This window comes from Streptomyces sp. NBC_00523, from assembly GCF_036346615.1.
GTDB lineage: Bacteria > Actinomycetota > Actinomycetes > Streptomycetales > Streptomycetaceae > Streptomyces.
The window spans coordinates 6944375-6970448 of the sequence record NZ_CP107836.1 but is presented as its reverse complement, the minus strand read 5'-3'; the positions used below and the strand labels follow the sequence as shown (position 1 = coordinate 6970448).

Sequence of the window (26074 nt, the reverse complement as noted above, 5' to 3'; positions counted from 1 at the left end):
TCACGCCCGGACCGGCAGGGGCGCCGATGCGACGGGCAGGGCCCCGGTGCGGTGCAGCCGGGCGACGGCGGCCGCCGAGGCGAGCCCGAGTCCGGTGCAGCACGCCCACGGCAGCCACCCGGCACCCGTGCGCGCGCCGGTGTCCATCGCCCAGCCGACGGCGGCGTTGCCCAGGGCGGCCGCGATGCCGGAGACCACGTAGAAGACGCCGAAGTAGGTGCCGGTGAGCCGGGACCGGCCGAAGCCGGGCACCAGCTCCATCACGAAGGGCTGGGCGACCATGAGGCCGGTCTGGAGGAGCAGGGCACCCGCCATGACCGGGACCATGCGCAGCGCGACGCCGGGCAGGTCTCCCGGGTCCGTGCCCGGTCCGGAGGTCACGAGCAGGGGCGGTACGAAGGCCGCGGCCATGAGCGCGAGGCCGCAGCTGATCCAGCCCGCCCGGCTGCCACGGCGTTGCAGCGCCCGGGTGAGAGGCAGCTGGAGCCCGAGTCCGGCGAGCGTCGCCACGACGAGGACCGGTCCTGCCGCGCCGTCCCAGCCGGTGGCCCGGCGGGCGCCCTCGGGGAGCAGCAGATAGAGCTGGCTCTCCAGCGCGATCATGGCCACCATGGCCAGGGCGAACGCCATGAACGCCCGGTTCCCCACCACTTCGCGCCAGTCGGCGAGCACGCTCTCCTTGGCCGGGGCGACCTGTCCGGCGGGCAGCATCAGCGCCTGGGCGACGGTCAGGAGCGCGAAGAGTCCGGCCGCCGTCAGGGCCGCGGCCCGGAAGTCGACCAGAAGGAGCGCGCTGCCGAGGAGGGGGCCGACGAGGGCGCCGGTCGTCGCGAACACGTTGAACAGGGCGAACGCCTCGGCCTTGCGCCCCCCCGCCTCCTGGGCGAGGTAGGCGCGGACGGCCGGGTTGAACAGGGCGCCGGCCAGCCCGCTGAGCGCGGAGGCCGCGAGGAGCACCGCCGTTCCGTCGCCGAGGGCGAACAGTCCGAAGCCCACGGTCCGCAGGGCGCAGCCGGTGATGATCACGCCCCGGGCGCCCAGCCGGTCCGCCGCCGAGCCGCCCAGGATGAAGAGCCCCTGCTGGCTGAGGTTGCGCACGCCGAGCACGGTGCCGACGGCGGCGGCGGACATGCCGAGGTCGCGGCTCAGGTGGACGGCGAGGTAGGGGATGAGGAGGTAGAAGCCGGTGTTGACGCCGAGTTGGTTGACCAGCAGGAGCCGGACGGCCGGGCTGAAGCTTCGGATCTCGCGCCAGGTCGTCACGGTCGCACCTCTGCCGGGGCGGGCGCCGGGCTCGGATGTACGCCGAGCCCCGGCCGCGTGCTCGCGCGTACGGTGCCGTCGTCGCCGCCGATGCCGGTCCAGGGGTCGTGGGCGAGCAGGAGGTGGCCGTCCAGGTCGGTCCACCGGGCGCGGTCGGCGAGATGGACGGCGGGGGCGATGCCGAGTGAACTGGCGGTGAGGCAGCCGAGCATGAGATCCGTTCCGCTTCCGGCGATGAGGGCGGCGATGCGCAGGGCGGCGCCCGGTCCGCCGCATTTGGCGAGCTTGACGTTGATGCCGTGGACGCGGCCCGCGAGGCGGCGGGCGTCCTCGAAGGAGACCGCGTCCTCATCCGCGACGACCGGCAGCGGTGACCGCGCGGCGAGCCGGGCCAGCCCTTCGGGGTCGCCCGGCGCCACGGGCTGTTCGACGGCCTCGACGCCCAGTTCGGCGAACCGCCCGAGCAGCCGGGGCGCGGCGGACCCGCTCCAGCCGCCGTTCGGGTCGAGCAGCAGGCGTACGCCGGGGGCGGCGGCGCGGACCGCGCGGACCCGGGCGATGTCGTCCTCCGGGTCCGCCGATCCGGCCTTGACCTTGAGGACCGTGAATCCCCGGTCCGCGAGGCGGGTGGCGAGGGCGGCGGCCCGGGAGGGCGTGGTGATGCCGATGGTCCGGGCGGTGGCGGCGGTGGGCGGCGCGGAGGCGCCGAGGAGCCGGTGCACGGGCTTCCCCGCGCGCTTGCCGGCGAGGTCGAGCAGCGCGGACTCCACGGCGGCCGTGACCGCCGGGGGCGTGGAGATGGCGTCCTCGGGGAGTGCGGCGAGGGCGGTCTCGGGGTCGGGGAAGCGGGCGAGTGCGCGCGAGGACCGGTGCAGCCACTGGTGCAGGGCGCCGGTGTCCAGCCCGTAGTACACGCTGGTGACGGCTTCGCCGTGGCCGTGGAGTCCCTGGTGCTCGACGGTCAGTCGGACGGCGTGCCGGGCGGTCGTGGTGGACCGGGAGATCCGCAGCGGCTCGGCGAGCCGGAGTTCCACGGTGCTGAGGGTGCACTTCATCGGCGCTCCCGGGGGTCCGTGACCGTGGTGCAGCGGGTCCAGCCGGTGGCCTCCGCCGCGCCGGGGTGGGAGATCTCGACGGGGCGGGTCGCGGGGGTACCCGTACGGAGGCCGTGGAGGGCGTGGAAGCCGTCGTCGAAGACGCTGCCGAGGTACCGGTGCGGTCCGTCGGGGAAGACGGTGGCCACGACCGCGCCCGGGTGCACGCGGGCGGCCCAGGCGGCGACGAGGGCGACGGCCCCGGTGCTCCAGCCGCCGCTGACGAAGTTGCCCCGGGCGAGCCTGCGGCAGCTGTCGGCGGCCTCGGCCGGGCCGACCCAGTGGACCTCGTCGAAGAGGTCGTGGGCGACGTTGCGGGGATGGATGCTGCTGCCGAGGCCGCGCATGAGCCGGGAGCGGGCGGGCTGGCCGAAGATGGCCGAGCCGGTGGCGTCGACGCCGATCAGCCGCAGGGCGGGCCAGTGTCCGCGCAGCGAGGCGGCGGTCCCGGCGCTGTGTCCGCCGGTGCCGACGCTGCACACCAGCACGTCCACCCGGTCGAGCCGGCCGGCGATCTCGGCGGCGAGCGAGGCATAACCGGCGGTGTTGTCGGGGTTGTTGTACTGGTCGGGCCAGTAGGCGTCCGGCAGGGTGGCCAGCAGCTCGTGGAGGCGGGCGAGCCGGGCCGCCTGCCAGCCGCCCTCCTCGGCCGGGCGGTCGACCAGTTCGAGCCGGGCGCCGTGGGCGCGCAGCAACTGCCGCATGGACGGTTCGAGTTCGGTGTCGCCCACCAGGATCACGGGGTGTCCGAGTGCCTGGCCCGCGAAGGCGATGCCGATGCCGAGGGTGCCGGACGTCGACTCCACGACCGGGGCGCCGGGGCGGAGTTCGCCGCGTTCTTCGGCTCCTTGGAGCATCGAGACGGCGGCGCGTGCCTTCATGCCGCCCACCCCGAAGCCTTCGAGCTTGGCCCAGAATCCGGGGTGCGGACAGGGCAGGGGCGCGGTGATCCGGGCGAGCGGGGTGCGCCCGACCAGGCCGAGCAGTTCGCGGTTGCCGGTGGGGCGCAGGAGTGCCGTGGTCACCGGGTGCCTCCGTACTGGTGGATGGTGCCGGGGCCGCCGTCGAGCCAGAAGAAGGGGTACGGCTCCGCGGAGACGGCGGTGACCCCCGAGCCGATGAGCCGGGGCAGGACCGCGCTGCCCGTCTGGGCGAACATCACGAGCGGCTTGCCGTGGCGCAGCGCGTGGGTCCTGAGCTGTTCGAAGGTGCCGTTGCCGAGGGTCATCCCCGAGGCGAGGACGGCGTCGCAGCGGCTGAGGTGGTCCGAGGCGTCGTCACGTACCGGCTCGTCCCACTCCGTGGTGCCGCCCTTCAGATCGCAGGGCACGTACCGCAGTCCGCGCTCGCGCAACGCCTCCAGGAGCGAGTTGACGACGCCGACGACGAGCACCGTGCGGCCGGGCGGGAGGTCCAGCAGGCCGACGACGGCGCGCGCCCGGGCCCGCGACTTCTCCAGGGAGCCCCCGGCGGGCAGCGGCAACGGCCGGGCACCCGAGGCGGGGCCGTGCGGCAGGATGTGCATGAGGAAGGCGTCGAGCGCGGCGATCCGTACCGCCCGCAGCGGGTGGGCGAGCAGCGTGGCGGCATCGGTGCCGACGCAGTCGTCGGCGGCGCCGTCCGGCAGCTCGCCCGGTTCGACCGCGCAGGAGCCGACGGCGGCGCCGATGCGCAGGCTCAGGACCTCGTTGCGGTAGCCGCCGGCCCGTCCCGTATGCCTGACGGACTGGCGGATGGTGAAGGCGGTGCTGACGCGGAGGGCCTTCGGGTCGGGCCCGTACGCGCCGGACAGGACGCGGGAGACGAGCGCGTCGCACGAGCCGGGGGCCGGGGCGGTGGTGGCGGTGGGCGCGGTCATCGGGACACCACCCGGGGGCGGAGGCCCGCCAGCAGCGCTTCCACGCGGGCGCGGGCGCCCGGCCCGTCGGTGTCGCCCGCCATCACATGCCCGAGGTATCCGTTGTTGCTGCCCTCGGCGGTGACCCGGGTGCCGGGCGCGGCGAGGCTGAGCTCCAGCACGTCGTCGGCCTCGCCGGCCGTGTCGCCGCCGTCGATGCCGTCCAGCACTCCCCCGGTGGCGGGCACCAGGAAGCCGATGGCGGCGCTGCGCAGGCCGGTGTCGTGCGGCCGCAGATCCGGCTCCTCGCCGAGGGCCACGCTCACACAGGCGGCGGCGAGGTCGATGCCGGTCACGTGCCGGACGAGTTCGGTGATGCGGTTGCCCGCCGGGCGGGGGTTGACCTCCACCACGCGGGGTCCGGCGGGCGTCAGTTTGATCTCGGTGTGCGCGACGACGCCGTCCAGGCCCAGCGCCTCGATCGCCCGGACCGCCGTGTCCCGGGCCGCGCGGGCGTCCTGTTCGGTGAGGGCGGCCGGGAACATGTGCCCGGTCTCCACGAAGGCCGGGGCGCCGCCGATGCTCTTGTCGGTCACCCCGATCACCCGGGTCCGCCCCCGGTGCGTGACGGTCTCGACGCTGACCTCGGGACCGTGCAGCAGCTCTTCCAGCAGGATGACGGGGGAACGCCGCTGTCCCCGCGCGTTGACCGGGAAGTCGGCGAGGGCGCGGTGGGCGTCGGCGAGCTGGGCCTCGTCGTCCACGCGGCGCACCAGCATCCCCGCGCACAGGTCCACCGGCTTCACGACCAGCGGCAGCCCGATCCGGGCCGCCGCCTTGGCGGTTCCGGCCCAGTCGGCGCAGACCGCGTAGCGCGGCCCGGGCACTCCGGCACGGGCGAGGACGTTTCGGGTGGCGTCCTTGCGGCAGGCGTTCTCCATTGCCTCGGGGGCGGGGCCGGGCAGCCCCAGGCGGGCCGCGATCCGGGCTGCCACCGGCAGGTAGTAGTCGCAGGAGGAGACCACGGCGTCGAAACCCAGGGCCTGGTGGGCCCGTTCGGCGAACGGCAGCAGCTGGTCGGGGTCATTGGTGGGGGCCGTCAGCACGTTCCGGGCCGCGAGCAGCGGGTGCCGGGTGCCCTCCGGCGCCGAGCGCAGATAGTGATGCAGATCGCGGGTGAGGAAGGTGAACTCGTGCCCGCCCTCCCGAATCGCTCTCGGCAGGAGTCTGCTCATCGACCCGACCCAGCTCTCGACCATCAGCAGATGAGCCACAACTCCCCCTCTTGGACGCACGGTTGCGGAATTCCGGGCACGCGCCGGCAAACGGCCGGCAGGCTGCGTGCCCGACCCCGCATACGTTAACGACAATCGTTTTCATTGTCATCTATGTGTCGGGATCCCGTGCGTTTCCGCCGATTTGCGCGGGCCCGGTGAGCGCGGTTGATTGGAATGAGGTACGTGCGTCACCCGGCGACAGAACGGGTGGGCGCCGCGCGTGGTCCTCGATGTGGGGTGAGTCCTGTGCTGTTCGCCGACCGTCCCGACGCGGGCCGTCGGCTCGCCGAAGCCCTCCGGCCCCTCGCGCAGAGCGATCCCGTCGTGCTGGGACTCCCGCGCGGCGGTGTGCCGGTCGCCTTCCGCGTCGCTCAGGAGCTCGGCGCCCCGCTCGACGTCATCGTGGTCCGCAAACTGGGCGTCCCGAGCCACCCGGAACTGGGCTTCGGCGCCATCGGGGAGGGCGGCGTCCGGATCATCAGCGACGACATCGTGCGCCGGGCCGGGGTCTCGGACTCCGACATCGCGGCCGTCCAGGAGGCGGAGGAGGCCGAACTGCGCCGCCGTGCCCGCGAGTTCCGGGGCGACCGGCCGCGCATCCCGCTCGACGGGCGCACCGCGGTCGTCGTGGACGACGGGATCGCCACCGGCGCGACCGCGCTCGCCGCCTGCGCGGTGGCCCGGGCGCAGGGTGCCGCGCATGTGGTGCTGGCCGTACCGGTCGCACCGCCGTCCGCGGCGGCCCGGCTGCGGAAGGAGGCGGACGAGCTGGTCTGCCTGTCGTCGCCGGTCGCGTTCTCGGCGGTGGGCGAGTGGTACCGGGACTTCGGCCAGACCCCGGACGAGGAGGTCGTCGCGCTCCTGGCCCGGGCCGCGCGACAGACCGGGCCCCGGCTGACCAGCGACGTCCTGGTGGAGGCCGGCGGCGTCGACCTGCCGGGCACCCTCACCCCGGCCGGTGGCTCCGGGGCGCTCGTGGTGTTCGCCCACGGCTCCGGGAGCAGCCGGCACAGCCCGCGCAACCGGTCGGTCGCCGCGGCGCTGAACCGGGCCGGTCTCGGCACGCTGCTCTTCGACCTGCTCACCGCGGACGAGGAGGCGGAGGGCGGCCATGTCTTCGACATCTCGGCCCTCGCCGGCCGCCTGGTGGACGCCGCGGCCTGGGTGCGGGCCCATGCGCCCGGGCCCCTCGGCGTGTTCGGCGCCAGCACGGGCGCGGCCGCCGCGCTCCAGGCGGCGGCCGTTCTCGGCGCGGAGCGGGAGACGGGCATCGGCGCGGTCGTCTCGCGGGGCGGGCGGCCGGATCTGGCGGGCGCCCGCCTGGGCGAGGTCCGCTCCCCCACGCTGCTGCTCGTGGGCAGCCGGGACACCGAGGTGCTGGACCTGAACCGCCGGGCGCAGGCGCAGTTGCGCTGCGAGAACCGGCTCGACGTCGTCCCGGGCGCGACGCACCTCTTCGAGGAGCCGGGCACGCTGGACGACGTCGCCGAGCGGGCCCGCGACTGGTTCGCCGGGCACCTGGCCGACGGGGCCGTCTGACGGGCCACGAGCACGTCCGGTCCACGGTTCCGACGACAATTCCCGGGACGAGGCAACCCCGGGCGCCGATCCGCGGTCTTGGTCCACAGCAAGGCGGCACGCCGCACACACGACCACTCTCGCCCCTCCCCCCTGAGCACGGACCGGAGAACCGGCCAACTATACGCTACATGTATACATGCACTGCATAGTCATGGCCGAGGCCGCCCGTGCCCGCGCGAAAGGCTTCCATGCACAGCAAGGCACTGGCGCCCGAATACCAGGGCGCCCTCACCAAGATGTCCGTGAACGCCTCCCTCACGGACGTACTCGCCGAGGGCGTACGCCACTTGGAAGAGGCCGAACGCTCCGGCTCCGCCCGGGAAGTGGCCCGCGCGGGTCTCGCCGTGGCCGAGGCACACCGCAGGCTCGGCCAGGTCCGGGACGCCGACTCCGCGTGGAAGGCGAGTTACCGCGCCGCGCGCTCGGCGGACGACGCCGGGGCGATGGCCTGGGCCCTGTGGAGCGGCGGCACACTGGCCCGCCAGCGCGGCCGGCTCCGGCTCGCGTTCCGGCTCCTGGGCCTGGCGGCGGACCTGGGCAAGCGGGGCGGGGACGTCGTCGCCCGGGGTTACTCGCTCGCCGGCCTCGCGGAGACCGGGCGCATCCAGGGCGACTACCGGACCGTCGCCGCGCTGCATGAGCAACTGCTCGCCGAGGCCCGGGCACGCGGCGAGGCGCGCCACACCGTCTGGGCCCTGGAGGGCATCGCGCAGATCCACCGCAACACCGGTTCCTTCGACACCGCCCTGGCGATGTTCGAGGAGGCCGCCCAGCTGGCCGGTGACGCCGATGACCGGCGGGGCCGGGCCTGGGCGCTGCGCGGCATGGCCGACATCATCTCCGTACGCGACAACGACCCGGACCGCGCACTGGAGCTGCTGGCGGAGGCCGAGGTCGCCTGCCGGGAGATGAAGTTGTCGAGCGCCCTGGCGTACAACCACAAGATGCGCGCCAACGTGCTCTACCGCGCCGGACGCCACGAGGAGGCCCGGCAGGGCTACGCGGGGGCGCTGGAGGAGTTCCGGGCGATGGCTGAGCCCCGGGGCGAGGCGCTGGCGCGACTCGGCCTGGTGAAGTCGCTCGCCCGGCTCGGGCGGGACGCCGGGGAGACGGCCGCCGATCTGGACGCGCTGCGGGCCACGCTCGACCGGATCGGGCTGCTCAACGCCCGGGACATGGTCGACCGGGCGTACGCGGAGCTGGGCGTGGAGCGGTCCGGGGACACGGCGGCGGACGCGGGCGGTGGGCGATGACGTCGCCGACGGCCTCCCCGGTGACCGCACCGCGCATCCTGGCCCGCTGCCGCGCCCTGGTCCGCCCCGCCCTGTCCCGGGCCGTGCGCCAACTGCACCCGTGGCACGCCGAGATCACCGCGTTCTCGCTCGGGTGGGACGGGGTGGACGGCGACGACGTGCCGGGCGCCCAGGGCAAGGGCGTACGCCAGGCGCTGGCCGTGCTCGGCGCGGAGGCCGTCGGGGCGGAGGCGCGGGACGCGGTCCCCGGAGCGGTCGCCGTCGAGCTGATCCACACCTTCTCGCTGCTCCACGACGACATCATGGACGGCGACGAGACGCGCAGGCGGCGCGCCACCGCCTGGAAGGCCTACGGAACCGGTCCGGCGGTCCTCGCGGGGGACGCGCTGTTCGCCCAGGCGGTGCGGACGCTCACCGACGCGCCGGGCCGGCAGTGCGCCCCGGCGCTGCGGCTGCTCGCCGGCACCCTCACCGACCTGGTGCACGGCCAGGCCGACGACCTGCTCTTCGAGTCGCGGCCGTGGACCGGTCCCGACGCCGTGCGGGCGCACGAGTACCGGCAGATGGCCGAGCGCAAGACCGGTGCGCTGCTGGGCTGCGCCGCCGGCCTGGGTGCCCTGCTCGGGGGCGCCGGGCGCACGGAGGCCGACGCGCTGGCCGCGGCGGGGCGCCACCTGGGCGTGGCGTTCCAGGCGGCGGACGATGTGCTGGGGATCTGGGGCGATCCCGCGGTCACGGGCAAGCCGGTGCACGGTGACCTCGGGCGCGGCAAGAAGACGTACCCGGTGCTCGCCGCGCTCGCCGCAGGCGGCCCGGCCGCGACGGAGCTGGCGGCGCTGCTGCGCGGCGGCCCGCTCGACGAGGCATCGGTGCGGCGGGCCGCCGGGCTGGTGGAGGAGGCCGGCGGGCGGGCGGCCGCCACGGCGGAGGCGCACGGTCATCTGGAGCGGGCGCGGGCCTGCCTGGAGAGCGTCTCGTCGGCGCCCGACGCCCTGGAGGAGATGCTCACGCTGTTCCCGTACGTCGTGGACCGCGCCCTGTGACGCCACCGCGCCGCCCCCTCGTTCCGGCGGGCGGCGCGGCCGTTGTCACCGGTGCATCGACGCACCCTTGAGGATCTTGTCCACCGCGTTGCGGGGGCCGTGCACCGCGATCCCGACCAGGTCCAGCGAGTCCCGGTGAACGGCGCGCACGGCGGCGCGGTTGTCGCGGTCGTTGCCCGTCGCGAAGAGTTCCGAGGTGAACACGGACAGCGCGACGCCCCGGCCGACGGCACGGGTGTGGGCGGTGGTCAGCATCTCCTTCGTGCCCTCGAAGACCATGACCGGCTGGCGGAACATCGGCAGGTACGGGGTGTCGTCCGCGTCCGTGTGGGGCTCGCCGATCAGCTCCGGGGCGGCCGTACCGAGACCGCTGACCAGGAAGGCGGTGACGTTCAGCCGCTGCCAGGTCTCCAGGTCGTTCCGGAGCAGCACGGCGATCTTGGTGTCGAAGCGGACGGGGGTGGGTGCGGCGGTCTCAGCTGTCATGCCCCGAGCCTGCCGGGGCGGCCGGGACCCGGTCTTGTACGAACTTTGCACGTCGGGGCGCGGCGACCGCCCGGCGTACGATCGGCGTATGGCCGCAGCACGTCCCGAGATCACCGCGTGGTCGCCGCCCGTGGAGGGGATCGCCGAGGTCTTCCACGCGCGTTTCACCGACCACGCCTACCCCATGCACACGCACGACGCCTGGACGCTGCTGGTCGTGGACGAGGGCATGGTGCGCTACGACCTGGACCACCACGAGCACGGTGTCCTCACCCACACGGTGACGCTGCTGCCGCCGCACGTCCCGCACAACGGCGCGGCGGCCACCCCCGAGGGCTTCCGCAAACGCGTGCTGTATCTGGACACCGGCCAGGTGGACGAGCGGCTGATCGGCCGGGCGGTGGACCGGCCGGTGCTGCACGACCCGGCGCTGCGCGGCCGTATCGACAGCCTCCACCGCACGCTCGCGGACCCGGGCGACGAGCTGGAGGCGGCCAGCCGGCTCGCCCTGGTCGCGGAACGGCTCGAACAGCACCTGGGCGACCGGGTCGGCTCGGCCCCGTACGTCCACGACGGCAGGATCGCGCACCGCCTGCGCGAGCTGCTCGACGCGACGTATGTCGAGGGCATCACGCTCCAGGAGGCCGGTGCGCGGCTGCACGCCCATCACGCCCATCTGGTACGGGCGTTCAGCCGCGAGTTCGGGATGGCACCGCACCAGTACGTCACTGGCAGGCGGGTCGACCTGGCGCGGCGGCTGCTGCTCAGCGGGGTCCCGGCGTCGGCCGTCGCCGCATCGGCCGGTTTCTACGACCAGTCGCACCTGACCCGCCACTTCAAGCGGATCGTGGGAACGGGCCCGGGCCACTACGCCCGTACGCGCGGCGCGTGAGCCTGCGCCAGGGCCTGTCGTCAAACTGCCGTCGTCCGCCCGGAGGGCGGGCCGGGCGGACGACGGCAGTTTGACGACAGGCTCTAGCGGCGCTCCAGCACGCCCCGGACAAACGCCGCCTGCCCCGCGTGCTGGAGGTCGTCCGACAGGACGCTGACCAGCCGCACCCCCAGCGTGACGGGCGGGTCCCATGCCTCGTCCACGACGCGGGCCAGCGCGTGGCCGTCCAGGCCGCGGAGGTAGGCGAGCGTGTTCTCGTGGACGGCGTCGTAGTAGCCGAGGAGCAGATCGGCGGAGCCCACGCGGACGGCGGCGACCTCCTTGCTGCTCTGCCCGTAGCCGGTGGCGTCGGCGGGGAGGGGGAGGTCGAAGCGGCCGGCCCAGTCCTGGGCGGTCCAGAGCTGTTCGGTGCCGGCGGCGTCCGCGATGTGGTCGTCCTGGACGCGGGTCAGATGCCAGACGAGCCAGGCGATCGAGTTGGCGTCGTCGTCGAGCCGGGCGTGGAGGGCGTCGGGGTCCAGGCCCTCGACGGCCGCGTGCACGGTCTCCTGGATGCGGGAGTACCCATCGGTCAGGATGTCGGTGACGTTCATGCGTTCAACCATGGCCGTTCCCCTTCCCCCGCACGGCCACCGACACGCACGGGGGCGGGCACCGGCGGGGAGGACCCGCCGGTGCCCGCCCGGCCGCGTCAGCTGTAGATGCCGAACTCCCAGAGGGAGTAGCCCCACGCCGTGCCGCGCTGGGTGAGGTTGAGCTTCACATAGCGGGCGGTCTGCGCGAGGTCGAGGTCGTCGGCGTCTCCGTCACCGGTGGTCGTGGTGTACACCGACCGCCAGGAGTTGCCGTCGTCCGAGACCAGCACCTCGTAGGACTTGGCGTACGCCGGGTCCCACACCAGCTGGAGGTGGCGGAACGACTTCCGCTCCCCCAGGTCGACCTGGATGGACTGCGGGTCGCTCCAGTCACTGGCCCACCGGGTGTCGAGGCGTCCGTCGACCGCCATCGCCGCGGTGCACGGGCAGCCGCTGCTTCCTGCCTGGGCGGAGGAGGCGGTGGCCGGGCGGCCGAGCGCGATGTTGGTGCCGCTGACCGGGGGCACCACGACCTTCACCGACTTGGTCTCGATACCGGCGTTGCCGTGCCCGTCCTCGGCCTGGATGTACACCTTCCACACCCCGAGCCGCGCGGGCGCGGTCACCGCGAAGGTGCCGTTGCCGGTGGACCGCCAGGTGGCCTCCACCAGGGCCTTGTCGCCGGTGGCGTAGTTGCCGCTCAGGTAGATCTTGTACGTGACCGGGTCGTTGTCCGGGTCGCGGACGTCGGCGCGGACGGTGAACTCCTTGCCCGCGGGGGCGCCGCCGGCGTTCTGCACCGTCATGTCGCTGATGACGGGCGGGGTGTTGTCACCGGCGGTGGAGCCGCTGTACGCCTTCTTCAGCGCGTAGTAGGAGAGCCGCTTCTTGCCGTCCGGCACCACGTTGAACCAGACACCGCCGAAGTCGTGCTCGGTGCCGTAGTGGAAGAAGGTGGCGCCCAGCGCGACACCCTGGTGGGCGGTGACGCAGTTCCACGCCTTGGTGTACCCCTCGGCCTTCTGTACGTCGGTGGGCTCGTCCGGGACCCCGTTGGCGTCGTCCGGGACCTCCCACTCACCGGCCGGGCCGCCCTCGGTGATGATGTAGGGCTTGGTGTAGCCGCCGGACTCCCACGCGGTGCGGACCGAGCAGATGTCTCCGTAGGAGTTCATCGAGTAGAGGTCCAGGTCGGGGGCGTTGCGCTTGTAGTACGGCCAGGCACCGGTCCAGGCGTCGGTGGACGTGACCGGGTGGTCCGGGTCGATGGTGTGGATCTTCTTCGCGACGTCGTTGACGAAGCCGGTGTAGGCGTTGCGCTGCTTCTCCAGCTCGTCACCGCTGTAGCAGTTCTGCAGGCCGAGCACCGACTCGTTGCCGACGTTCCACATGAGCACACCCGGGTGGCTCTTGTACGTGTCCACCCACTTGGCGAACTCGGTGAGCGACGAGGACTTGTACGCGTCGTCGGTCAGGTAGTTGACGCAGCCGCCGCTGCCGGGGCCGCCGCCGGGCTGCAGCCAGAAGCCGCTGACCACGCGGATGCCGTTGGCCGCCGCCGCGTCGAGCAGCGGCTTGGAGGTGCCGTCGGTGCCCCAGGTCCGGATGGTGTTGACGCCCATGGACTTCAGGTCGGGCATGTAGCGCGCCGCGTCGTTGACGGACGGGCCCCAGGTCAGTCCCTTGACCTGGTACGGCTTGCCGTCGACGGTGAGCTGCCAGTTGCCCTGCGAACCGGTGACCCGGACGGCCCCGCCGGTGCCGGGGTCCGGGTTCGTGGAGCCGGTGGTGCCGTACACCTGGAACTCCCACAGGGAGTAGCCGTAGCCGCCGGCGCGGGCGGTGCCGTTCATCCTGACGTAGCGCCCGGAACCGCTGACCGCGAGGTCGTCGGTGCCGCCGTCGCCGTTGGTGACGGTCTTCAGGGTGCGCCAGTCGGAACCGTTGTCGGACGCCTGGATCTCGTACGCCTTGCCGAAGGCGGACTCCCAGGTCAGGACGACCCTGCTGAGGTCGGCCTTGGCGCCCAGGTCCACCTGGAGCCACTGGGGGTCGCTCCACTCGCTGGCCCAGCGCGTTCCGGTGAGGTTGCCGTCCACGGCGGCCGAGGCCGCGTAGCCGGCGCCCTCGGACGAGGACGCGGTGGCGGTCTTCCCCTGCGAGAGCAGGGATTCCGCGGCCCGGGCGCCCGGCGCGGTCAGCATGACCAGCGACGAGGCGACGAGGGCGAGAAGGGTGATCAGCAGCGTGCCCGCGCGGGGTCTCGCGGGCAGGGCTGAACCGGCTCTGTGCACATTCTCTCCTGGCGGAAGAGTGCGGGACGGGGATCCCGCGGCGGGTTGGGAGAGCGCTCTCCCAGGAGAGTGACGTGTACTGGTCCAGCTGTCAACGATCAGGACGCGCCGGGTTCACCGGAATGTGCGCGAAGGGCTACGGAACGAGTTTCGGGCCGGTCTCGACGGGGTGCTCCGCGTGGCCGCCACCGCCGACCCCCGCGGCCCGCGCCGCGGCGTGCAGCGAGCGCAGGGCCAGCAGGAGGAACCCGATGTCATCGAGGTAGACCGGGTCGGGCAGCAGGTCGACCGGCGACACGGTGTACAGCACCGCCGCCCAGACCAGCGCCTTGTTGTGCAGCGGGACACCGGCGTCCACCAGCAGTTTCCTGGCCTTCAGGACCCGCACCAGGAGGACGCCGACGGCGGCCAGCATGAGCAGCGCGAGTGCCGCGCCGACGATGATCCAAGCCTTGGTGTCCATGCTTCATCCTGCCCTATCCGGAGCGGTGCGACCGTTGCCGGGTGCGACGCTTCAGGGCGCGCCGCTCGTTCTCCCCCAGTCCGCCCCACACCCCGGCGTCCTGGTTGTTCTCCAGGGCCCACCGCAGGCATTCCTCCTGTACGGGGCAGCGTCGGCACACCGCCTTGGCCTCTTCGACCTGGCCGAGCGCCGGGCCGGTGCTTCCGATGGGGAAGAACAGGTCCGGGTCCTCGTCGCGGCAGGCCGCGTGCATGCGCCAGTTCTCCATGGACTCTCACTCCTGACGGTCGTGTGCGTCGCGTTTGCCTCGGTACGCTGCGGGTGACCGGCATTTCGCCCCCGAAACCCCGCTGACCCTTCCTTCGCGTCCTCTTCACTTCCCGCGAAGCTGCGGGGGCGGCGGCTCAGGGGCGATCATGGGAGACGGCGGGCCTGCGTCGGGCACGGTGGCGGCTGGGAAGGATCGTCCGTGGGCGGCAGTGATGACATGCGGATCGGCTGGGGCGAGGCCCGCCGCGCGGGCGCGCGCCAGTCGTCCGAGAGCGGTCTGCTCGACGTCCTCGGGGTCGCCGCACTCGTCCTGGACACCCAGGGCCGGATCGTCCTGTGGAGCCCGCAGGCCGAACGGCTGCTGGGGTACTCCGCCGAGGAGGCGCTGGGCGAGTTCGCCGCCCGGGTGCTGGTCGACGAGGAGCACTTCGAACTGGTGCTGCGCCTGTTCGGCGAGGTGATGCGCAGCGGCGAGGCGTGGGCCGGGGTCTTCCCCGTACGGCACAAGGACGGCACCACGCGGCTGCTGGAGTTCCGCAACATGCGGTTGCAGGACGACCGGGGTGACTTCTACGCGCTGGGGCTGGCGGCCGACGGAGACGTGCTGCGCCACCTGGAGCGGGATCTGGCGCTGTCGGTGGGGCTGGTCGACCAGTCGCCGATCGGCCTCGCGGTGCTGGGCCCCGATCTGCGCTTCATGTCCGCGAACGCCGCGCTGGAACGGATGGACGGCCTGAGCGCCGCCGAGCACCTGGGGCGGCCGGTGGGCGAGGCCCTGTCGTTCCTGGACCCGGAGGGCCTGGAGGCGGCCGCGCGGGAGGTGCTGGACAGCGGTGTGCCGCAGGTGTCGCGCCAGGTGGCCGGCCGCTCCCCCGCCGCACCGGACGCCGACCGCGCCTGGTCGGTGTCGCTGTACCGGCTGGACGACTCCGCGGGGCGGGTGCTGGGCATCGCCGTATCGCTGATCGACGTCACCGACCGGTACCGCGCGGCGGCCGAGGCGGAGCGGGCCCGGCAGCACCTGGCGCTGATCGCCGACGCCTCGGTACGCATCGGCACCACGCTCGACCTGGAGCAGACGGCCCTGGAGCTGGCCGAGGTCACCGTGCCGCAGCTCGCCGACGTCGCCGCGGTGGACGTGCTGGACAGCGTCCTGAAGGGGCGCCCCGGGCCGGTGGACGGCCCGCTCCTCATCCAGGCCCTCGCCGTCGTCGCGGCCCGGCCGACGCCCGTGGTGGAGGCGGCGGACCCGCCGGGCCGGGCAGCCCGCTACGGCGCCGACCGCCTGGTCACCCAGTGCGTGCGGACCGCCCGGCCGGTACGGGTGCCGCACCTCGACGCGGAGAAGCTGGCGCGGGTGGCCCGAGACGAGCGGTCGGCCGCCCTGCTCGCGGAGGCCGGGGCGCATTCGTACCTGGCGGTGCCGCTGATCGCGCGGGGCGAGGTGCTCGGGGCGATCGACCTGATCCGGACGGACAACCCGCTGCCGTTCACGGCGGAGGACGAGGCGCTGGCCGCCGAGCTGGCGGCCCGGGCCGCGGTCGGCATCGACAACGCCCGGCTCTACCGCCAGCAGCAGGAGACCGCGCTCACCCTTCAGCGCAGCATGCTGCCGCGCAACCATCACGACCCGGTGGGCCTGGACGTGGTGTCCCGCTACCGGCCCGCCGCCTCGCGCTACGAGGTCGGCGGGGACTGGTTCGACGTGATCGGGCTGCGCGGCGGCGGGACCGCCCTGGTGGTGGGCGATGTGATGGGGAGCGGGATCAACGCGGCGACCACGATGGGCCGGCTGCGCACCGCCACCCAGACCCTGTCCCGGCTCTCCCTGGAGCCCGCCGAGGTGCTGGGGCACCTGGACGAGATCACCGCCGGCCTCGACCCGTGGTTCGCCACCTGTGTCTACGTGGCGTACGACCCGGGCGCCGGGCGGTGCCGGGTGTCCACGGCCGGGCATCTGCCGCCGGTACTGATCCCGGAGGGTGGTGAGCCGGTGCTGCTCGATCTGCCGGCCGGGGCGCCGCTGGGCGTGGGCGGGGTGCCGTTCAGCGATGTCACGGTCCCGCTCGGCCCGGGCGACCGGCTGGTCCTCTACACGGACGGCCTGGTGGAGACCCGGGAGGACGACATCGACAGCCGCCTGGCGACGCTGCTGGGGCTGTTGCGCACCCCGGACGCGTCGCTGGACGCGACGTGCGACCGGCTGCTGCGCGAGCTGCGGGACCCGGACGGCCACGACGACGTGGCGCTGCTGATGGCCCGGGTCCACGCGTGACGGCGTCGGTTCAGCGCGAGCACCCGCGCCGGGTGCGGCACTTCGAGGCGGCGCGTGCGCAGGAGCCGCCGGCGCCGACGAAGCCGAGGCCGATGCCCAGCATCCAGGAGTCCTTGGCGAGCGCGATCCCGTCCTGCGTCGGCCGCAGGCTGCCGGGCTCCCGCATGCCGGGGGTCCGCAGATAGAGGCCGAAGAGGCCGCCGGAGAACCCGGTGAGGGCGAGCCCTGCGAGCCGGGTCGGCACGACCGGGGTCAGCAGCGCGGCACCGACCGCGATCTCGGACCAGGCGAGCAACCGGGTGAACCGACCGGGTTCCAGCTTCCCGAGGAACGGATAGACGTTGCTGGCCATCCCGTGCAGCCCCTGGGCGGTCGCCTCGTCGGCCTTGAGCTTGCCGAGGCCGGAGTTGAGGATGAAAGCGCCGGTGGCGAGGCGCGGCGGGATGTCGCGCGGTTCGGGCAACAGCATCATGGCGTGAGCCTCCATGGAACAAGGTCGTCGACCCCCGGTCGAGCCTAGCCAGCGGGTGTCCCGGGCGCGCGTCGAGCGGCCGGTCAGGTGGGCGATACTGGGCGCGGCGGGAACACGAGAGGGGGCTCAGTGGTCCAACGACAAGCGGAGTACGACGTCGTGGTGGTCGGCGGCAGCGGGGTGGACACGATCGTCCGCGTCGACGCCCTGCCGGTCCCGCCGGCGGACGCGGTGATGGTCGGCCCGATCCAGGAGTGGCCCGGCCAGACCGGCGGCAATGTGGCGCTCGGCGCCCGCGCGCTGGGGCTCGATGTGGCGTTCCTGGACTGCGTCGGTGACGACTGGATCGGTACCCAGGTGCGCGAGCGCCTGGCGAAGGGCGATGTGGAGTTCCACGCGGTGATCTCCCCGGCCGGAACCCGGCGCGCGGTGAATCTGGTGGACGCCACGGGCCGGCGGATGTCGTTCTACGACGCCCGGGACCCGGAGGATCTGCGGATGCCCCGGGAGTTCTATCTGCCCCACCTGCGCCGGGCCCGCCATGTCCATCTGTCGATCACGCACTTCGCCCGGTTCCTGTACGACGACATCGAGGCGCTGGGGGTGCCGGTCTCCACGGACCTGCACGACTGGGACGGGCTGAACGCGCACCAGCGGGAGTTCGCGCTCCGGTCCGATCTGGTGTTCTTCAGCGCGGCGACGACCGGGGAGCGCGCGCCCGCGCTGATGCGGGAGATCCTGTGCGAGGGCCGGGCCGGGGCGGTGGTGGCGACGGCGGGCGCGGAGGGTGCGTACCTCCTCACGCGCGACGGCGGCGACGAGCCGGTGCGTGTTCCGGCGGTGGTGCCGCCCGCGCCGGTGGTCGATTCCAACGGGGCGGGCGACGCGTTCGTCACCGGCTTCCTGTACGGCAGGCTCGACGGGCGTGAGCCCTCCGAGTGCGCCCGGCTGGGTGCGGTGGCGGGTGCCTTCGCGTGTACGGCTCCGGGCTCGACGGCCATGATCGGCCGGGCGGAGCTGCTGGGCGCGTGACGACGTGTGGGTGCCCCGGCCGGCCGGGGCACCCACACGGACGGGTCACTTCAGGTAGGGGCCCGCGGTGCCGATCTTTCCGGGGCCGTTCAGCACGTACACGCGCATGTTGCCCTTGCCGGGGGCGTCGACGGTGAGCTTTCCGTCGGTGACGACCCGGGTGTCACCGGTGACGGCGTCCTTGTACGTGCCGTTGGGGATGCCGGTGTACGAGGCACCGCCCGTGACGGTGACCAGGGCGAAGCTGTCGGTCGTCCCACTGGTGTAGCGGCGCTTGTACGCCATCTGGCCCGTGATGCCGTCCGTGGAGTACTGGCCCATTTGCAGGGCGGGGACGGCGCGGCGGATCTGGTTGAGCCGCTGGAGGTGCTTCACCAGGGGCTGGGCGAGGGTGTTCGCGACCTCGCCGGAGGCGGAGTCGACCTGCGAGAACTCCGAAGCGGTGACGTTGCCCGCGAGATGGTCGCCGTAGTAGGCGCGGCCGGTGGTGGCCAGGGGGCAGGTGGGGCCGCAGTCGATCTTCTTGCCGGCCTGGAACTCGATCTCCGATCCGTAGTAGAGGGTCGGGATGCCGCGGAAGGTCCACATCAGGGACATGTTCTCGGCCCAGGCGTCGGTACCGCCCGCGTAGCGTTCGCTGCTCTTGTTGGGCCCGTAGTCGTGGCTGTCGACGTAGACGACGTTGTAGGTGGCGTCGTTGGTGGAGTCGTCGGAGTCCTTGCCGTTGTTGAACGCGTTGGTGGCGTCACCGAAGTTCATGTGCATGCGCATGTCGATGATGTTCATGCCGGAGAACTGACTGTGGTCCGGGGTGTGGTAGCTGTTGCCGTCCAGGAACGCGTTGGCGGAGACCGGCTGGTTGCCGGTGCCGAGCTGCTCCTCGTAGTCGTACATCTCCAGCGCGGCCTTGGCGTCGTCGGCGTCGTACTCCTTGCGTTCCTTCCAGGTGAAGAACTGCGCCGAGTGGTTGACCGAGCCGCGGTTCCACTTGTCGTTGACGAAGGCGCCGACCTCGCCGAAGACGAGGAAGTTCTTCGCGGCCTCCGCGCCGAACTTCTGGGTGACGCGCTCCTGGATCGCGGGCAGGAAGCGGCGGTTCCAGGTGGTGCGCGGGATGTGCACCGCGGTGTCGATGCGGAAGCCGTCCACGCCCATGTCGATGTACTTGTCGTACGCGCCGATCAGGTAGTTCTGCACCGGCGCGGACTCGGTGTTGAAGTCGGCCAGGTCCTCGTGCAGCCAGCAGGAGCGGGAGTCCTCGCCCTCCCAGTTGCCGAGCCAGCAGGTGTGGTAGTACTCCTTCGGGAACATCCCCGATGTGGGGTTGGGCCACTGGCAGTTGTAGAGGGTGTAGCCCTCGGCGGACTTGCCCCCGGTCGGCTTGCCCCAGTTGAGGCAGGTGTTGCCGGCGGGTTCGGCGGTGGACCACATGTCGCCGTTGTAGTAGGACTTGCCGCTCTTGGATTCGACGGTGAGCCCGTCGTACTCGAAGCCCTCGTTCTTCTCGTCGTAGTACCAGCTCCACTGCGTGTCGCGGACGCCGTAGACGGTGGGTGTGAACAGGCCCTTGGCGCCCCAGCGCGAGGAGTGGTTGTAGACGACGTCCTGGTAGATCTTGATGCCCTTGGCGTGGGCGGCGTTGATGAGGTCCTGGTAGGAGGCTCCGGCGGACTCCAAACGGGGGTCGACCTTGTAGAAGTCGTATCCGTGGTAGCCGTGGTAGTCGTAGTCGGACCGGTTCAGGACGACCGGGGTGATCCAGATGGCCGAGAAGCCGAGCCCCTTGATGTAGTCCAGCTTGTTGACCAGGCCCTTGAAGTCCCCCCGGAACATGGGGTCGTTGTTGGCCGCGTTGCCGGACTTGACGTCCTGGCTGCCGCCCCGGTTGTTGCTCGCGTCGCCGTCGTTGAAGCGGGCGGTGAGGACGAAGTAGATCGGGTCCTTGCGGGGGTCGGTGCCGAGCGGTGTGCCCTGGGCGGCCGCCGGGGGTTTGTCACCGGTGGTCGCCTTGGCGGGCGCGGAGGGGGCGGAGGTGTTGCCCGCCGCGTCGATCGCCTTGACGGTGTAGGTGTAGGCGGTGTGCTCCTCCAGGCCCGATTCGGAGAGCACGGTGGAGGTCACATCGGTGACGACGCTGCCCTTGGTGCCGCCCGTGCGGGTGACCTGATACTTCGTCACCTTGGTGTTGTCCGTGGAGGGTTCCCAGCTCAGGACGACCGCGACGCCGTCGGCCTTGGCGGTGACCGCCGACGGCACGGTGGGTGCCTCGGTGTCGGCGGGTTCGGCGGCGCACGGGTCCTGGGCGTCCTGGGCGACGGCGCGGTCCTTCACGGTGCTGAGGCCGGCCGGGATGGTGTAGTCGCCGCCGTTGTTGTTGTCCCAGACGCCGTTGCCGTTGTTGAACGCGGCCTTCATCGAGGTCGCGGTTCCGAGGTCGACCGTCTTCTTCACCCAGCCGGTGCAGGCCGGTTCCATGCCGACACCGGGCACGGTGGTCCACGAGCCGCCCGCGGGCTGGTAGTGGAGGTTGGTGGTCGTCCAGCCGACGGTGGCGGTGGAGTAGTACACCGAGGCGGTGTGCGCCTCGTCGGACGGGGTGGGGCTCGGGTCGGGGTCACCGCTGTCCGCGCACGGGTCGCTGTGGGCGACGACCCCGTCCTTGACCGTGATGTTCCCGCTGCCCAGGTCGTAGTTCGCGCCCCCGTTGTTGTCCCAGACACCCGAACCGTTGTTGAAGGTCGCCTGGATGCCCTCGGCGCCGGCGAGCGGGACGGTCTTCTTGACCCAGTCGGTGCAGGCGGCCTCCATGGCGACCCCGGGCACGGTGGTCCAGGAGCCGCCGTCGGGGGCGTAATGCAGGTTGTAGGCGGCCCAGTTCTTCGTCTTGGTGGAGTAGAAGACGGTGGTCGTCGCGTCGGAGGCCGCGACGGGCCGTGCGTCGAGGCCGGTGTCCGGCAGTGCGGTGAGCAGCCCGCACACCGCGGCGGCAGCAGCGGCGGACGCCAGGGTGCGTCTCAGCAGCCGGTGGGCGTTGCGTTTCATGGTGTCTCCAGGGAAGAGCCACGGCGGCGGCGAAGCCGTGGCGTCCGAGGCACGGGAGGTGGGGCCCGTGCCGTCCCGCCGGAGACCCTGACGCGCCTCAAGGTCCGAGCGAGCTTGTAAATCAAGCCGGAATGTTGCTGCAATCTCTTGCAGGACGGAAGTTACCGGCACATGACAAGCCCGTAAAGAGGTGCGGAGCAGCCGTCTCGCGACGCACGTCGCCCGCCGCCTCCGCTCAGAGCGGCACCGTCAACTGCGCCTGGACATGCGCGTGCAGCACCCCGGCCATGTCGGTCCCACCGTTGCCGAGCAGCCATTGGATCTGCAGCCCGTCCATCAGCGCGATGAGCTGCTGCGCCGCCTCCCGCGGGTCGATGTCCTCGCGCAGCACGCCCCTCTCGCGCGCCTCGGTGTACGACACGGCCGTGGACCGGACCGAGCAGCGGTACCGCTCCACGAAGTAGGCGTGGGCCGGGTGGTCGGCGGAGGTGGCCTCGGCGGACAGCACGCAGAACAGCTCGACTATGCCGCGCCGCTCGGCGTTGAGCGCCGCGAGCCCGACCAGCCGGCGCAGCCGGTCGACGCCGGTGGGGCGGCCCGCCTCCAGCCACTGGTCGTCCACGGCGTCGCGATGTTCCAGGACGGCCAGCAGCAGCGATTCCTTGGTCGGGAAGTGGTGCAGCAGTCCGGGATGCGAGATGCCGCAGCGGGTGGCGATCACCCGCAGCGAGGCGCCCCGGTAGCCGGCCTCGCCGAACATGGCCATGGCCTGGTCGAGGATCTCCCCGCGTTTGGCCCGGCCCTTCGCGTATCCACGCCGCTCTTCGCCGGTCACTCTCCACGCTCCCCGGTCGTCTCGGCAGGCACCACTGCGTATGTTCGCATCCTACTTACTTACCACTAGGTCGGTATTCGGCGTACGGTGGTGCCCGGAGCGCACAGCCTCCGCATGACAGAACGTCGCCGACGTCGCGAAAGGACCTCCCGTGGGCTCCTCCCTGCCCTATCTCGACCCCCGCCTGTCCATTCCGGAGCGCGTCTCCGACCTGCTGGGCCGGATGACGCTGCCCGAGAAGGTCGGTCAGATGCTCCAGCTGAACGGCAAGGACGGGGTCCGGCAGCACATCGAGGACATGCACGCGGGCTCGATCCTGCACGCCTCGCCCGAACGCGTCCTGGAGGCCGCCGAGCTGACCCGGCGCACCCGCCTGGGCATCCCCCTCCTGGTCGCCGAGGACTGCATCCACGGGCACTCCTTCTGGGAGGGCGCCACCATCTTCCCGACGCAGCTGGGCATGGCCGCGAGCTGGGACGCGGAGCTGCTGGAGCGCGTGGCGCGGGCGACCGCCGTCGAGGTGGCCGCGACCGGCGTCCACTGGACGTTCTCGCCGGTGCTGTGCATCACCCGGGACCTGCGCTGGGGGCGGGTCAGCGAGACGTTCGGCGAGGACCCGCACCTCATCGGCGAACTGGCGTCGGCGATGGTGCGCGGCTACCAGGGCGAGGGGCTGGACGACCCGACGGCGATCCTGGCGTGCGCCAAGCACTTCGCGGGCTACTCCGAGACGCAGGGCGGCCGTGACGCGAGCGAGGCCGACATCTCGCGCCGCAAGCTGCGTTCCTGGTTCCTGCCGCCGTTCGAGCGGGTCGCCAAGGAGGGCTGCCGTACGTTCATGCTGGGCTACCAGTCGATGGACGGTGTCCCCGTCACCGTCAACAACTGGCTGCTCAACGAGGTGCTGCGCGGCGAGTGGGGCTACACCGGCACGCTGGTGACCGACTGGGACAACGTCGGACGCATGGTGTGGGAGCAGAAGGTGTACGCCGACCACACCCAGGCCGCGGCCGCGGCGGTCCGGGCGGGCAACGACATGGTGATGACCACGCCCGACTTCTTCGAGGGCGCGCAGCAGGCCGTGGCGGCCGGGCGGCTCACCGAGGCGGACATCGACGCGGCGGTCGCGCGCATCCTCACGCTCAAGTTCGAGCTGGGCCTCTTCGAGAATCCGCGCCACCCCGACCGGGACCGGCAGCAGGCGGTCATCGGCAGCTCCGGGCACGCCGAGCTGAACCTCGAGGTGGCCCGCCGCTCGCTGGTCCTGCTGGCCAACGACGGCGTCCTGCCCCTGGGCGGCGGCTTCGCGGCCGGGGCGGACGGCCGGGCGGTCGCGGACGCCGGGGCGACGCCGCGTACGGTCGCCGTGATCGGCCCCAACGCCGATGACGCGCAGACCCAGCTCGGTGACTGGGCGGGCTCCTCCGGCCAGGCGGACTGGCTGCCGGACGGTCATCCGCGCGCCATGATCCGTACCGTCCTCGACGGCTTCCGGGAGCATGTGCCCGCCGGCTGGACCGTCACCCACGCGCGCGGCGCCGACATCCTGACGGTGGGCCCGGACCCCGAGGGCGCGTTCTTCCCGGACGGGCAGCCGCGCCCCGAGATCGTCGTCCCGTGCGAGCCGTCCGAGGACCTGATCGCGGAGGCGGTCGCCGCCGCCGAGGCCGCCGACCATGTCGTCGCCGTGGTGGGCGACCGCATCGAGCTGGTCGGTGAGGGGCGCTCGACGGCGACCCTGGAGCTGATCGGCGGGCAGATCGCGCTGCTGGACGCGCTCGCCGCGACGGGCAAGCCGTTCACCGTGGTCGTCATCGCGTCCAAGCCACTGGTGCTGCCGCCGTCCGCCGACCGTGCCTCGGCCATCGTGTACGCCTTCAACCCCGGCATGCAGGGCGGCCGCGCGGTGGCCGAGCTGGCCCTCGGCCTCGTGGAGCCGTCCGGCCGGCTGCCCGTGTCCTTCGCGCGCCATGCCGGGCAGCAGCCCACGTACTACAACCAGCTGCGCGGCCAGCACGGTTCGCGGTACGCGGACCTGACGCAGCGGCCCGCGTACGCCTTCGGTGAGGGCCTGAGCTACACCACCGTCGCCTACACGGACCTGGAGGTGCTGACCGACGTCCTGGGCGCGGGCGACACGCTGCGGGCGCGCGTCACCGTGAGCAACACCGGCGGGCGCCCCGCGCTGGAGACCGTGCAGGCGTACGTGAGTGACCTGGTGACGTCCGTGACGTGGGCGGAGAAGGAGCTGAAGACCTACCGGCAGATCCGGCTGGCCCCGGGCGAGTCGCGTGAGGTGACGATCGAGCTGCCGGTGACCGATTGCGCACTGGTGGACACCGAGGGCCGGCGGGTCGTGGAGCCGGGGGCCTTCGAGCTGCTGGTCGGTCCGTCGTCGCGCGACGACGACCTGCTGCGGGCGGGCTTCACCGTCAAGGGCTGAGCCGTCGGGCGGGTGGCCGTCGAGGGTGGTCGGCCGGAGCGGTCGGACGGGTGTTCAGGCGCCCGGCTGGCCGCTCCCGCTCCCGCTTCCGCGCAGCCGTTCCAGGTCCGAGGGGCGGACCTGGATGACGAAGAGCGCGATCAGCGCGGCGGCGACGGCGAAGGCCGCTGCGGCCAGGAACGAGGTGGAGACACCCGATGCCAGGACCTGATCGCCCCAGGGGCTGGGGAGCTGCCCCGTCCTGCGGAACTGCGCGAGCTGGGCCGGTGTGGCCTCGGCCATGAACTTGGGCACCTGGTCGGTCGCCTCGTTGCGGCTGGCCGTACCGAAGACGGTGACCAGGATGGACAGGCCGAGCGATCCGCCCACCTGCTGCGTCGTGTTGAGGATTCCGGAGGCCGCGCCCGACTCGTGCGGCGCGACGCCGGAGAGTGCCATCAGGGTCAGCGAGACGAACTGCAGGCCCATGCCGAGCCCGAACACCAGCACCGGGCCCAGCAGACTGCCCAGGTACGAGCTGTGGACGTCGGTCTGCGTGAGCCAGCCGAGCCCGATCGCCGCGAGGACCGCGCCCGTCACCATGAAGGGCTTGGGTCCGAACTTCGGCAGCAGCTTCGAGGTGAATCCGGCGCCGATCGCGATGATGACGCTGACCGGCAGGAAGGCGAGACCGGTGCGCAGCGGGCTGAAGCCGAGGATGTTCTGCACGAACAGGGTCAGGAAGAAGAACATCCCGAACATCGCCGCCGCGAGGCTCAGCATGATCCCGTAGGTGCCGGCGCGGTTGCGGTCGCGGAACATCCACAGCGGGGTGATGGGCTGCCGGGACCGGCTCTCGTTGACGATGAACAGTCCGAGCAGCACGACCGCGGCGGCGAACGCGAGCAGGGTCAGGGTGTCGCTCCAGCCCTCCTCGGAGGCGCGGATGAACCCGTAGACGAGGCTCACCATGCCGAGCGTCGCCGTGAGGGCGCCGAGGATGTCGAAGTGGCCGGGGTGGCGCTCGGACTCCTGGATGTAGCGGCGGGTCGCCAGCACGATCAGTGCGCCGATGGGCACGTTGACGAAGAAGATCCACCGCCAGTCCAGCCATTCGACCAGCACGCCTCCCGCGAGCAGTCCGATGGCGCTGCCGCCTGCCGAGACGGCCGCGAACACGCCGAACGCCCGGTTGCGCGCGGGGCCTTCGTGGAACGTCGTCGTGATGAGGGCGAGCGCGGTCGGCGACGCGATGGCGCCGCCGACGCCCTGGAGCGAGCGGGCGGCGAGCAACTGCCAGGACTCCTGGGCGAGTCCGCCGAGCAGGGAGGCGATGACGAAGAGGGCGACGCCGGTCATGAAGACCCGGCGTCGCCCGAGGATGTCGCCGATCCGCCCGCCGAGCAGCAGCAGGCCGCCGAAGGTGAGGGTGTAGGCGTTGATCACCCAGGACAGGTTCTCGGTGGAGAATCCGAGGGATGTCTGGATGTGCGGCAGAGCGATGTTCACGATGGTGATGTCGAGGACCACCATCAGCTGGCACGAGCAGATGACCAGCAGGGCTATCGTGCCGCCGCGGTCCCTCCGAGGGGGTGCGGTGGCTTGCGCGGGTGTCGCGTGGGAGCCGGTCATTGGTTCGGTGCCGCTGTTGTGCGGGAGTGAACGTGG

General features: G+C 72.5%; 21 protein-coding genes. 7 read left to right on the top strand and 14 right to left on the bottom strand.

The genetic code is table 11. The features are described 5' to 3' along the window. Genes OHS17_RS31355 through OHS17_RS31335 form a run of 5 tightly spaced genes read right to left on the bottom strand, consistent with a single transcriptional unit; the run spans nt 1 to nt 5468 of the window. Nucleotides 1–1263: an MFS transporter gene (locus tag OHS17_RS31355; protein ID WP_330314909.1), complete on the bottom strand. Its 1263-nt coding sequence runs from the start codon at nt 1261–1263 to the stop codon at nt 1–3. Further along, nucleotides 1260–2318 carry an enolase C-terminal domain-like protein gene (locus OHS17_RS31350; RefSeq protein ID WP_330314908.1) on the bottom strand — a complete coding sequence of 353 codons (1059 nt, stop codon included), beginning with the start codon at nt 2316–2318 and terminating at the stop codon, nt 1260–1262. The genes OHS17_RS31355 and OHS17_RS31350 overlap by 4 nt, the downstream gene beginning before the upstream one ends. Beyond that, nucleotides 2315–3382, bottom strand: a complete 1068-nt coding sequence (locus OHS17_RS31345) for a PLP-dependent cysteine synthase family protein (protein WP_330314907.1) — start codon at nt 3380–3382, stop codon at nt 2315–2317. Before OHS17_RS31345 ends, OHS17_RS31350 begins: the two co-directional genes overlap by 4 nt. Further along, on the bottom strand, nt 3379–4215 hold the full coding sequence (locus OHS17_RS31340; protein WP_330314906.1) for a Rossmann-like domain-containing protein: 837 nt from the start codon (nt 4213–4215) through the stop codon (nt 3379–3381). The genes OHS17_RS31345 and OHS17_RS31340 overlap by 4 nt, the downstream gene beginning before the upstream one ends. Then, nucleotides 4212–5468, bottom strand: a complete 1257-nt coding sequence (locus OHS17_RS31335) for an ATP-grasp domain-containing protein (protein WP_330314905.1) — start codon at nt 5466–5468, stop codon at nt 4212–4214. Before OHS17_RS31335 ends, OHS17_RS31340 begins: the two co-directional genes overlap by 4 nt. A gap of 249 nt (nt 5469–5717) precedes the next feature. On the opposite strand from OHS17_RS31335, the gene OHS17_RS31330 reads away from it, so the two are divergent. The 3 genes from OHS17_RS31330 to OHS17_RS31320 all read left to right on the top strand — a co-directional run bounded on the left by OHS17_RS31330 (nt 5718) and on the right by OHS17_RS31320 (nt 9348). After that, nucleotides 5718–7010, top strand: a complete 1293-nt coding sequence (locus tag OHS17_RS31330) for a phosphoribosyltransferase (RefSeq protein ID WP_330314904.1) — start codon at nt 5718–5720, stop codon at nt 7008–7010. Between the two features lie 230 nt (nt 7011–7240). Further along, nucleotides 7241–8305: a tetratricopeptide repeat protein gene (locus OHS17_RS31325; protein ID WP_330314903.1), complete on the top strand. Its 1065-nt coding sequence runs from the start codon at nt 7241–7243 to the stop codon at nt 8303–8305. Continuing rightward, nucleotides 8302–9348, top strand: a complete 1047-nt coding sequence (locus tag OHS17_RS31320; protein WP_330314902.1) for a polyprenyl synthetase family protein — start codon at nt 8302–8304, stop codon at nt 9346–9348. Before OHS17_RS31325 ends, OHS17_RS31320 begins: the two co-directional genes overlap by 4 nt. A 45-nt stretch (nt 9349–9393) precedes the next feature. On the opposite strand, the gene OHS17_RS31315 is transcribed toward OHS17_RS31320, so the two are convergent. Further along, nucleotides 9394–9834, bottom strand: a complete 441-nt coding sequence (locus tag OHS17_RS31315) for a DUF2000 domain-containing protein (RefSeq protein ID WP_330314901.1) — start codon at nt 9832–9834, stop codon at nt 9394–9396. 88 nt (nt 9835–9922) lie between these two features. On the opposite strand from OHS17_RS31315, the gene OHS17_RS31310 reads away from it, so the two are divergent. Continuing rightward, nucleotides 9923–10726, top strand: a complete 804-nt coding sequence (locus tag OHS17_RS31310) for an AraC family transcriptional regulator (RefSeq protein ID WP_330314900.1) — start codon at nt 9923–9925, stop codon at nt 10724–10726. A gap of 83 nt (nt 10727–10809) precedes the next feature. On the opposite strand, the gene OHS17_RS31305 is transcribed toward OHS17_RS31310, so the two are convergent. From OHS17_RS31305 to OHS17_RS31290, 4 genes are all read right to left on the bottom strand, one after another. Continuing rightward, entirely contained in the window at nt 10810–11319 is a 510-nt protein-coding gene (locus OHS17_RS31305; protein ID WP_330315405.1) for a mycothiol transferase, read from the bottom strand. 98 nt (nt 11320–11417) lie between these two features. After that, the gene (locus OHS17_RS31300) at nt 11418–13595 is read right to left on the bottom strand and encodes a discoidin domain-containing protein (protein WP_330314899.1); all 2178 of its coding nucleotides are present in this window, start codon (nt 13593–13595) and stop codon (nt 11418–11420) included. A 136-nt stretch (nt 13596–13731) separates the two neighbouring features. Beyond that, the gene (locus OHS17_RS31295) at nt 13732–14058 is read right to left on the bottom strand and encodes a YkvA family protein (protein ID WP_330314898.1); all 327 of its coding nucleotides are present in this window, start codon (nt 14056–14058) and stop codon (nt 13732–13734) included. Nucleotides 14059–14071: 13 nt separating this feature from the next. Continuing rightward, nucleotides 14072–14326 (bottom strand): WhiB family transcriptional regulator, encoded by a 255-nt coding sequence (locus OHS17_RS31290; RefSeq protein WP_018099754.1) that lies wholly within the window; start codon nt 14324–14326, stop codon nt 14072–14074. A 219-nt stretch (nt 14327–14545) separates the two neighbouring features. On the opposite strand from OHS17_RS31290, the gene OHS17_RS31285 reads away from it, so the two are divergent. Further along, a complete protein-coding gene (locus OHS17_RS31285) occupies nt 14546–16603 on the top strand; it encodes a SpoIIE family protein phosphatase (protein WP_330315404.1) in 2058 nt (685 codons plus the stop codon). 10 nt (nt 16604–16613) lie between these two features. Here the strand turns inward: OHS17_RS31285 and OHS17_RS31280 are convergent, their stop codons facing one another. Next, a complete protein-coding gene (locus tag OHS17_RS31280) occupies nt 16614–17075 on the bottom strand; it encodes a hypothetical protein (protein ID WP_330314897.1) in 462 nt (153 codons plus the stop codon). 129 nt (nt 17076–17204) lie between these two features. Here OHS17_RS31280 and OHS17_RS31275 point away from each other — a divergent pair, with 129 nt between their 5' ends. Further along, on the top strand, nt 17205–18107 hold the full coding sequence (locus OHS17_RS31275; RefSeq protein ID WP_330314896.1) for a carbohydrate kinase family protein: 903 nt from the start codon (nt 17205–17207) through the stop codon (nt 18105–18107). Between the two features lie 45 nt (nt 18108–18152). Here OHS17_RS31275 and OHS17_RS31270 read toward each other — a convergent pair whose 3' ends face one another. Beyond that, nucleotides 18153–21149, bottom strand: a complete 2997-nt coding sequence (locus OHS17_RS31270; protein ID WP_330314895.1) for a carbohydrate binding domain-containing protein — start codon at nt 21147–21149, stop codon at nt 18153–18155. A 235-nt stretch (nt 21150–21384) separates the two neighbouring features. Next, nucleotides 21385–21984, bottom strand: a complete 600-nt coding sequence (locus OHS17_RS31265) for a TetR/AcrR family transcriptional regulator (protein ID WP_330314894.1) — start codon at nt 21982–21984, stop codon at nt 21385–21387. A gap of 151 nt (nt 21985–22135) precedes the next feature. Between OHS17_RS31265 and OHS17_RS31260 the strand changes: the two genes are divergently transcribed. Beyond that, nucleotides 22136–24427 (top strand): glycoside hydrolase family 3 N-terminal domain-containing protein, encoded by a 2292-nt coding sequence (locus OHS17_RS31260; RefSeq protein WP_330314893.1) that lies wholly within the window; start codon nt 22136–22138, stop codon nt 24425–24427. Nucleotides 24428–24481: 54 nt separating this feature from the next. Here OHS17_RS31260 and OHS17_RS31255 read toward each other — a convergent pair whose 3' ends face one another. After that, nucleotides 24482–26038: an MFS transporter gene (locus OHS17_RS31255; protein ID WP_330314892.1), complete on the bottom strand. Its 1557-nt coding sequence runs from the start codon at nt 26036–26038 to the stop codon at nt 24482–24484. Nucleotides 26039–26074: the final 36 nt, after the last annotated feature.

Bases quoted from the DNA above. Each gene is read 5' to 3' on its own strand.
- OHS17_RS31350 (WP_330314908.1), bottom strand. From the start codon at position 2,318: ATGAAGTGCACCCTCAGCACCGTGGAACTCCGGCTCGCCGAGCCGCTG.
- OHS17_RS31340 (WP_330314906.1), bottom strand. From the start codon at position 4,215: ATGACCGCGCCCACCGCCACCACCGCCCCGGCCCCCGGCTCGTGCGAC.
- OHS17_RS31325 (WP_330314903.1), top strand. From the start codon at position 7,241: ATGCACAGCAAGGCACTGGCGCCCGAATACCAGGGCGCCCTCACCAAG.
- OHS17_RS31320 (WP_330314902.1), top strand. From the start codon at position 8,302: ATGACGTCGCCGACGGCCTCCCCGGTGACCGCACCGCGCATCCTGGCC.
- OHS17_RS31315 (WP_330314901.1), bottom strand. From the start codon at position 9,834: ATGACAGCTGAGACCGCCGCACCCACCCCCGTCCGCTTCGACACCAAG.
- OHS17_RS31310 (WP_330314900.1), top strand. From the start codon at position 9,923: ATGGCCGCAGCACGTCCCGAGATCACCGCGTGGTCGCCGCCCGTGGAG.
- OHS17_RS31305 (WP_330315405.1), bottom strand. From the start codon at position 11,319: ATGAACGTCACCGACATCCTGACCGATGGGTACTCCCGCATCCAGGAG.
- OHS17_RS31295 (WP_330314898.1), bottom strand. From the start codon at position 14,058: ATGGACACCAAGGCTTGGATCATCGTCGGCGCGGCACTCGCGCTGCTC.
- OHS17_RS31290 (WP_018099754.1), bottom strand. From the start codon at position 14,326: ATGGAGAACTGGCGCATGCACGCGGCCTGCCGCGACGAGGACCCGGAC.
- OHS17_RS31285 (WP_330315404.1), top strand. From the start codon at position 14,546: ATGCGGATCGGCTGGGGCGAGGCCCGCCGCGCGGGCGCGCGCCAGTCG.
- OHS17_RS31280 (WP_330314897.1), bottom strand. From the start codon at position 17,075: ATGATGCTGTTGCCCGAACCGCGCGACATCCCGCCGCGCCTCGCCACC.
- OHS17_RS31270 (WP_330314895.1), bottom strand. From the start codon at position 21,149: ATGAAACGCAACGCCCACCGGCTGCTGAGACGCACCCTGGCGTCCGCC.
- OHS17_RS31255 (WP_330314892.1), bottom strand. From the start codon at position 26,038: ATGACCGGCTCCCACGCGACACCCGCGCAAGCCACCGCACCCCCTCGG.